General features: G+C 64.9%; 8 protein-coding genes. 4 read left to right on the forward strand and 4 right to left on the reverse strand.

What is annotated here, in order from left to right; genetic code table 11:
• Window positions 1-347 precede the first annotated feature (347 nt).
• Window positions 348-4043 carry a vitamin B12-dependent ribonucleotide reductase gene (locus BN60_RS08155; RefSeq protein WP_043283740.1) on the reverse strand — a complete coding sequence of 1232 codons (3696 nt, stop codon included), beginning with the start codon at window positions 4041-4043 and terminating at the stop codon, window positions 348-350.
• 303 nt (window positions 4044-4346) lie between these two features.
• Between BN60_RS08155 and BN60_RS08160 the strand changes: the two genes are divergently transcribed.
• Genes BN60_RS08160 through BN60_RS29505 form a run of 4 tightly spaced genes read left to right on the forward strand, consistent with a single transcriptional unit; the run spans window position 4347 to window position 5870 of the window.
• Window positions 4347-4697 carry an NADH:ubiquinone oxidoreductase subunit NDUFA12 gene (locus BN60_RS08160; RefSeq protein ID WP_020695531.1) on the forward strand — a complete coding sequence of 117 codons (351 nt, stop codon included), beginning with the start codon at window positions 4347-4349 and terminating at the stop codon, window positions 4695-4697.
• A gap of 26 nt (window positions 4698-4723) precedes the next feature.
• A complete protein-coding gene (gene mlaD, locus BN60_RS08165; protein ID WP_020695532.1) occupies window positions 4724-5173 on the forward strand; it encodes an outer membrane lipid asymmetry maintenance protein MlaD in 450 nt (149 codons plus the stop codon).
• A complete protein-coding gene (locus BN60_RS08170; protein WP_043283742.1) occupies window positions 5170-5400 on the forward strand; it encodes a hypothetical protein in 231 nt (76 codons plus the stop codon). Before mlaD ends, BN60_RS08170 begins: the two co-directional genes overlap by 4 nt.
• A gap of 2 nt (window positions 5401-5402) precedes the next feature.
• A complete protein-coding gene (locus BN60_RS29505) occupies window positions 5403-5870 on the forward strand; it encodes a DUF2155 domain-containing protein (RefSeq protein ID WP_215905891.1) in 468 nt (155 codons plus the stop codon).
• Here the strand turns inward: BN60_RS29505 and aat are convergent.
• The 3 genes from aat to accB are packed head-to-tail and all read right to left on the reverse strand — an operon-like array spanning window position 5807 to window position 8278.
• Window positions 5807-6457: a leucyl/phenylalanyl-tRNA--protein transferase gene (aat, locus tag BN60_RS08180; protein WP_020695535.1), complete on the reverse strand. Its 651-nt coding sequence runs from the start codon at window positions 6455-6457 to the stop codon at window positions 5807-5809. The two genes, BN60_RS29505 and aat, sit on opposite strands and share 64 nt — an antisense overlap.
• 7 nt (window positions 6458-6464) lie before the next feature.
• The gene (accC, locus tag BN60_RS08185) at window positions 6465-7808 is read right to left on the reverse strand and encodes an acetyl-CoA carboxylase biotin carboxylase subunit (RefSeq protein ID WP_020695536.1); all 1344 of its coding nucleotides are present in this window, start codon (window positions 7806-7808) and stop codon (window positions 6465-6467) included.
• A 14-nt stretch (window positions 7809-7822) separates the two neighbouring features.
• Window positions 7823-8278 carry an acetyl-CoA carboxylase biotin carboxyl carrier protein gene (gene accB, locus BN60_RS08190; protein ID WP_020695537.1) on the reverse strand — a complete coding sequence of 152 codons (456 nt, stop codon included), beginning with the start codon at window positions 8276-8278 and terminating at the stop codon, window positions 7823-7825.
• Between the last annotated feature and the right edge of the window lie 4 nt (window positions 8279-8282).

Below are 8282 nucleotides of genomic sequence, written 5' to 3' on the forward strand. Positions count from 1 at the left end.
GGCCTGAAAAGAAAAAAGTCCGGCAGACCGAAGTCGCCGGACGCTTTAGCTAGTTTCCGCCTTTCCGCCCCGGCAAGCCGGGACGTCGGATCAGCTTATTGCTCGTCTTCTAGAGGTGGCTTCCGGTGGGGCCCCTGAGGGGCGCCCACACGGAAGCCGAAAGGCGTTGGTTAGAGGGGCCAAAGTGAACTTTGGCCTACGCCCTTTCCTATTTACTGCTTCTTCTTCTTAGCAGCCTTCTTCTTAGCAGCCTTCTTCTTAGCAGCCATAACTGTCTCCTATGGTTAGCTATGAGGTCCCCAACCGCGAGGCCTCCGGGGTACGCGGGTACGCTACGCCACGCATGCTCAACTGCATCCGGTGGTGCCGCCGCAGGTCGTGCACTTGAGGCACGTTCCGTTGCGGACCATCGTGAAGTTGCCGCACTCCGGACAGGCATCCCCTTCGTACCCCTTGAGCTTCGCCTCGAAGGCGAGACTCGAGGGCGAGGAGGTTGCTTCTCCGCGCGTGGCGCCGACGACGGCCGCCTTGGCGATGTGCGCCGAAGCGACGGCTGGGCCGTCCGTCAGTCCGTTGGGCACGGGGCCGGCCACGACCGCTTCACTGGCGATCGCGACATTGCCGGCCGTCCGGCCATTCAATACGTAAAGGTTGCTGCGCATGTAGCCGACGCTGGCGATGCGGCTCACCGCGGCGGCAGCCGCTTCGGCGGCATCCGTGCCGGGCAATGGCAGTTCGCCCTGGACTTCGCCGCGGCCGACGCCGTCCGGCCGAAGATCGGCCTGCTCGACATGCGAGAGGTCGTTGCGCCCGAGGTAGGAGATCGCGAGCTCACGGAAGATGTAGTCGAGCACGGAGGTCGACATCTTGATGGCGTCGTTACCTTCGACGAGGCCTGACGGCTCGAAGCGCGTGAAGGTGTAAGCCTCCACGAACTCCTCGAGGGGGACGCCGTACTGCAGGCCGATCGAGATCGCGATGGCGAAGTTGTTCATCAGGCTGCGGAAAGCCGCGCCTTCCTTGTGCATGTCGACGAAGATCTCGCCGACACGGCCGTCCTCGTACTCGCCGGTGCGCAGGTAGACCTTGTGCCCGCCGACATTGGCCTTCTGCGTGTAGCCCTTGCGGCGTTGCGGCATCCGTTCGCGGCCGGCGCGGACTTCGCGCTCGACGATGCGCTCCACGATCCGCTCGGCAACGATCGGCGCCCGCGCAATCGGCGGCATGTCGGCGAGATCGTCGTTGGCGGCGACATCGTCGCCGAGAACCATGGCGGACAGCGGCTGCGAGAGCTTCGAGCCATCGCGATAGAGCGCGTTGGCCTTCAATCCGAGCTTCCACGACATCTCATAGGCCTTGCGGCAATCCTCGACCGTAGCTGCGTTTGGCATGTTGATGGTCTTGGAGATGGCGCCCGATACGAACGGCTGGGCTGCTGCCATCATGCGTATGTGACTCTCCGCAGACAAGCAGCGCTTGCCATCTCGTCCACAGGGATTCGCACAATCGAACACAGAAAGATGCTCGCGACGAAGATCGGCAGCGCCTTCGATGCTCATCGTCCCGCAGGCGTGGATGTTCGCGGCGGCGATATCGCTCTTGGAGAAGCCGAGGCTCGCGAGGATGTCGAGGCTGCTGTCGGCGAGTGCATTGTCGTCGAGACCCAGCACGTCGCGGCAGAAGGCATCGCCCAAAGTGTAGCGGTTGAAGGCGAAACGGATGTCGAAGGCCGTGGCGATCGCCTGGTCGACCCGCTTCAGCGTCGCCTCGTCGAAGCCGCGCGCGGCGAGGCTCCGATGATTGATGGCCGGCGCCGTCTCGAGCGAGCCATGGCCCACCGCATGAGCGACGATGCGATCCACGGCTGCCGGGCCGTAGCCCAAGGTGCGCAGCGCCAGCGGCACCGTCTGATTGATGATCTTGAAGTAGCCGCCGCCAGACAGCTTCTTGAACTTCACGAGCGAGAAGTCAGGCTCGATGCCGGTGGTGTCGCAATCCATCACCAAGCCGATCGTGCCGGTCGGCGCGATGACGGAGACCTGGGCGTTGCGGAAGCCGTGCTGTTCACCGAGTTCCAGTGCCCGGTCCCAGGCGTGGCGGGCCGCGGTGACCAGCCGCTCGTCCGGGCAGTTGGCCGCGTCGAGCGCGATGGGCAGGGTGGACAGGGCTTCGTAACCGCCGCGGGCGCTGTCGGCAGCCCGGCGATGGTTGCGGATGACCCGCAGCATGGCGTCGCGATTGGCGGCGAAGCCCGGGAAGGCGCCCATCAGGCCGGCCATCTCGGCCGACGTCGCATAGGCAGTGCCGGTCATGATCGCCGTCAGGGCACCGGCAATGGCGCGGCCTTTGGCACTGTCATAGCCCAGGCCCGACGCCATCAGCAGGGCGCCGAGATTGGCATAGCCCAGGCCGAGCGTGCGGTATTCATAGGAGAGTTCGGCGATCCGGCGCGACGGGTACTGCGCCATCATCACCGAGATTTCGAGCACAACTGTCCACAGGCGGCTGGCATGCTCGAAAGCGCCGACATCGACCGAGCCGTCTTCCCGGCGGAACCGCATGAGGTTCAGCGAGGCGAGGTTGCAGGCCGTGTCGTCGAGGAACATGTACTCGGAGCACGGGTTGGAGGCGTTGATGCGCCCCGACTCCGGGCAGGTGTGCCAGTCGTTGATCGTCGTGTCGTACTGGACGCCGGGGTCGGCCGAGTGCCAGGCGGCTTCGGCGACCTGATCCCAAAGGGCCCGCGCATTGACTGTTCGGGCGACGTTGCCGGTGGTGCGCTCGGTCAGGGCCCATTGCCGGTCGTCCTCGACGGCCCGCAGGAAGGCGTCGGTCACCCGCACCGAGTTGTTGGCGTTCTGGCCAGAGACCGAGGCATAGGCCTCCGACTCCCAATCCACGTCGAAGGTCGGGAACTCGATGTGCCGATAACCCTGCCGTGCGAACTGGATGACGCGTTGGATATAGTTTTCCGGCAACTCGGCCCGCCGGGCAGCAACGATCTCGCGGCGCAGTTGCGGGTTCTGTCGCGGGTCGAAGGCGCCGTCGCCGGCGACACTGCCGTCGAGGCAGGCCTGCATGATCGCGTTGAGGTGGCGATTGGCCAGCCGGGAGCCGGCGACCAGCGCGGCCACCTTCTGCTCTTCGAGCATCTTCCAGGCGATGAAGTCTTCAATATCGGGATGGTCGATATCGACCGTCACCATCTTGGCGGCGCGCCGGGTCGTGCCGCCCGACTTGATCGCACCGGCCGCGCGGTCGCCGATCTTGAGGAACGACATCAGGCCGGACGACTTGCCGCCGCCCGACAGACGTTCGCCATCGGCACGCACCTTGGAGAAGTTGGAGCCGGTGCCGGAGCCGTACTTGAAGAGGCGCGCCTCGCGGATCCAGAGATCCATGATGCCGCCTTCGCTCACCAGATCGTCGGAGACGCTCTGGATGAAGCAGGCGTGCGGCTGTGGCCGCTCGTAGGCCGAGTCCGACTGATAAGCCTGGCCATCGCGATGATCGACGTACCAGTGACCCTGGCCGGGGCCGTCGATGCCGTACGCCCAGTGCAGGCCGGTGTTGAACCATTGCGGCGAGTTGGGTGCGCAGATCTGCGCCGCCAGCATGTAGCAATGTTCGTCGTAGAACGCGCGCGCGTCGTCTTCGCTGTCGAAGTAGCCGCCCTTCCATCCCCAGTAGGTCCACGCACCGGCCATCCGATGAAAGACCTGCCGGGCGCTCATCTCGCTGCCGTAGCGTTCGGCGGAGGGCAGTTCGGCGAGGGCGGCATCGTCGGGAATGGAACGCCACAACCACTCCGGCACATCGGCCTCGGCGAAGCGCATCAGGTGTACCGGCACGCCGGCGCGCCGGAAGTACTTTTGCGCCAGCACATCGGCTGCGACCTGCGACCACTCGGCGGGCACGTCGACATTCTTGAGCTGGAAGACGATCGATCCGTCGGGATTGCGGATTTCGGAATCGGCAGCACGAAACGCCATCCCTTCGAATGGCGATTTTCCTGCTTGCGTATACCGACGCTCAAAGCGCATCGACGATCCCCCGTGCCCTAATTTCCCGTCGTCTAGTCCCTGTCGCGGGCAATGTTCGATCACTCTCGAACACGCACATATGGGCACGCGATGATAGTAAATTACAAAATCTTGTGTACGCAACTATATTTTGTAGACCACCATGTTGATGGTACTAGATGATGCAAGCGCGCAACAGTCGGCCGAAAAGCGCGATTCGCATGACGACGAACGATGTGAATCATGTGTCGGTCACGTCGCGTTGCACGCGATGAAGCGCCCGCGTACAAGCGGCGCGGTCACATACGACAACGTGGTTGGTCCATGACTATCGGCACCTGGCTCTTCACCAAGATGCGTGGCGAACTCGTCGGCACGGATGGCGAAGGCAATCGTTACTATCTCGACAAGCGCACCATTCCTGGTCTGCGGCGCAAGCGCTGGGTGATCTACAACGGCGTCGCCGAAGCCTCCCGCGTTCCGCCCGATTGGCACGGCTGGCTGCATCACACGACAGATGTCATTCCGCCGGCAGGCGGTCTGCCGCGCAAGCCGTGGCAGAAGGAGCATGTGCCGAATCTCACCGGCACCGACCAAGCATATCGTCCGCCCGGTCATTCGCTCTCCGATGGCGACAAGCCGAAGCCGCCTTACGAGGCGTGGCGTCCGGGCTGACCCGGGCGGCAGTGAAGGAGACGAGGGTGGGCCGCAATATCGTCGAGACGATCGTAGGCGCGTTGGTCCTCGTGGTGGCCGGCGTCTTCGTCTTCTATGCCTTTGCAAAGTCGGATCGCAGCGGTCCGGACGGCTACGATGTCGTCGCCCGTTTCGGCCGTATCGACGGATTGAAGCGCGGCGCCGATGTCACGTTGAGCGGAGTGAAAGTCGGCGCCGTCACCGGCTTCACGCTCGATCCGAAGACCTACCAGGCCGTCGTGCGCCTCGTCGTGTCGTCCAATGTCAGTCTGCCGTCCGACACCACCGCCAAGATCGTCAGCGAATCTCTGCTGGGCGGGATGGTGGTGGTCCTGGAGCCGGGCAGCGACAAGACGACGATCCGCGCTGGCGGCGAGATCGCCCACACGCAGGATTCGATCCCGCTCACCGAGTTGATCGCAAAGTTCATGTTCGGAAGCGCAGGGAGCAAATGATGAATGCTCATGCCCCCAAGGCGCCGCCGGTCTGGCGGCAACCGGACGGCAAGCCGGTCTCGTGCCTCGAAAAGATCAAAGTCCTCAACCAGAACATCCAGGAGATCGAAACCCTCTGCGCCGATGCGCTGGAGGACGGAGTTCTGATGGGATGCGACGCAAGCCAGATCAAACAGGCGCTTCACGAACTGATCGACGGTCTGGCGCCGCCGCACGCGAAGAAGTGAGCTTGCGCACCTTTCTCGCGGCAGCCGCGATCGTCGCCGGCATCGCTGCAACGGTTCCGGCTTGGGAGCTTCGAGCGCAGACGCCGCCACCGCCGTCGGCGCGTCCCGGCAATGCCAACCTGCGTCCCGTTCCGGACGGGCCGGGCACGCGCTCGGCCGAGCTGCAGGGGCTCGACAAGGTGACGGCACGGACCCAGCGCTTCTATGCGCCGGTCGGGAAGGCGACGCGCTTCGGCACCCTGGAGATCAAGGTCGACGATTGCCTGGTCAACGTGCCGGAAGCGCCGCCCGAGTCCGTCGCCTATCTCACGATCATCGACCACAAGCCCGGCCAGGCGGAAGAGAAGCTGTTCGCGGGCTGGATGTTCGCCTCGACGCCGTCGCTCTCCGCGCTCGATCACGGTGTCTACGACGTGCGCGTGCTCTCCTGCACGATGGCGCAGGGATCGACACCGCCCAGCTCGCGCTGAAACGTCGCCTTCTGGTCGATCGCCTCGGCCAGCCGCCGCTTGAAGTCGTCGCGCGGGATCTCGATCGCACCGAAGCTGCGCAGATGCTCGGTCATGAACTGGCAGTCGAGCAGGCGGAAGCCGCCCACGATCAGCCGGGCCACGAGATGGACCAGCGCGACCTTCGAGGCGTCGCGCTGGCGCGAGAACATGCTTTCGCCGAAGAAGGCTGCGCCCACCGCTACACCGTAGAGCCCGCCGACCAGCTTGCCGTCGACACTGCACTCCACGCTGTGGGCATGGCCGCGGCGATGGAGCTCGGTATAGAGCTCGACAATCGGTTCGTTGATCCAGCTCTCGGGGTGGCCCGGTCTTGGCTCGGCGCAGGCCCGGACCGTCTCCGCGAAGGCCGTATCGGCGCTGACCGCGAAATGGCCGGCGCGGACGGTGCGGGCGAGGCGGTGCGGCAGGTGGAAGCCGTCGAGCGGCAACACTGCGCGGAGCCGCGGGTCGAGCCAGTAGAGCTTGGGGTCGTCGCGGCGCTCTCCCATGGGAAAGACGCCAATCCGGTAGGCCTGGAGCAGGAGGTCGGGCGTGATCTCCAGCATGCCGCCGCTATTTCTTCAGGCCGACCAGCTTCTCCAGCCAGTGGATGTCGTAGTCGCCGTCGATGAAGGCCTGCTGGCTGATGATGCGGCGATGCAGGGGGATCGTCGTGTCGATGCCGCCGATCACGAACTCTTCGAGCGAACGGCGCAGACGCATCAGGCACTCGTTGCGTGAGGTGCCGTTGACGATGAGTTTGGCCACCATGGAATCGTAGTAGGGCGGCATGACGTAGCCGGTGTAGAGGCCCGAATCGACGCGCACGCCGAGGCCGCCCGGCGGGTGATAGTCGACGATCTTGCCGGGGCAGGGGATGAAGGTCTCGGGATGCTCGGCGTTGATGCGGCACTCGATGGCGTGACCCTGGATGACGATATCCTTCTGGGTCATGCCGAGCGGCGCGCCGGCGGCGATGCGGATCTGCTCGCGCACCAGGTCGATGCCGGTCACCGCCTCGGTGATCGGATGCTCGACCTGAAGTCGGGTGTTCATCTCGATGAAGTAAAATTCGCCGTCCTGGAACAGGAATTCGAACGTGCCGGCGCCGCGATACTTGAGCTTGCGGACGGCGTCGGCGGCCAGCTCGCCGATCCTGTTGCGCTGCTCGGTATTGAGGGCAGGCGACGGCGCTTCCTCCAGCACCTTCTGGTGGCGGCGCTGCAGCGAGCAGTCGCGCTCGCCGAGATGCACGCCGGCGCCCAGGCCATCGCCCAGCACCTGAATCTCGATATGGCGCGGCCGCGCGAGATACTTCTCGACATAGACCGCGTCGTTGTTGAAGGCCGCCTTGGCCTCGGCACGCGCCAGCGAGAAGGCTTCCGCCGCCGCTTCCGGGCTTTCCACGACCTTCATGCCGCGTCCGCCACCGCCTGCCACAGCCTTGATCAGCACCGGCCAGCCGATCTTTTCGCCAAGGGCGACGATCTCTTCCAGCGACTCGACCGGCCCGGGCGAACCCGGCACCAAGGGCAGGCCAAGCTCGTGGGCAGTCTGCTTGGCGACGATCTTGTCGCCCATCATGGATATGTGTTGCGGCGTGGGGCCGATGAATGTGAAGTCGTGCGCCTCGACGGCTTCCGCGAAGCGGGCATTCTCGGACAGAAATCCGTAGCCCGGATGGATCGCATCGACGCCGGCGATGGTCGCCGCAGACAGGATCTGGGGAATGTTGAGGTAGCTGTCGCGAGCCGGCGGCGGTCCGATGCAGACCGATTCGTCGGCCAGCCGCACATGCATGGCGTCGCTGTCCGCCGTCGAATGCACCGCGACCGTCTGGATCCCCATCTCGCGGCAAGCGCGATGGATGCGGAGGGCAATCTCGCCGCGGTTGGCGATCAGAACCTTGTCGAACATCCGTCCGGGCGTCCTTACTCGACGACCATCAGCGGTTCACCGAACTCCACGGGCTGGGCGTTCTCGACCAGGACCTGCGTCACCGTGCCGGCCTTGGGCGCCTTGATGGGATTGAAGGTCTTCATCGCCTCGATGATCAACAGCGTCTGGCCGGCCGTCACCTTGTCGCCGATGGCGACGAAGTTGGGCTTGCCCGGTTCGGGTGCCAGATAGGCCGTGCCGACCATCGGGGATTTCACGGCACCGGGATGCTTGGCGATATCTGCGGCACCGGCGGCTGTCGGGGCAACCGCCGCGGCGGCGAGGGGGGCGGCCATGGCGACCGGAGCCGCAGCGGCCATCGTCACGGCCGGCCGGGCGACACGGATGCGGCGCTCGCCGTCGGCCAGCTCGATCTCGCCGAGATGGGTTTCCTCCAGGATCTCCGCCAGCTTGCGGACGAACTCGGTATCCATCTCGAATTTTGCCATGGAG

Origin of the sequence: Reyranella massiliensis 521 (assembly GCF_000312425.1) — a bacterium.
Lineage (GTDB): Bacteria > Pseudomonadota > Alphaproteobacteria > Reyranellales > Reyranellaceae > Reyranella > Reyranella massiliensis.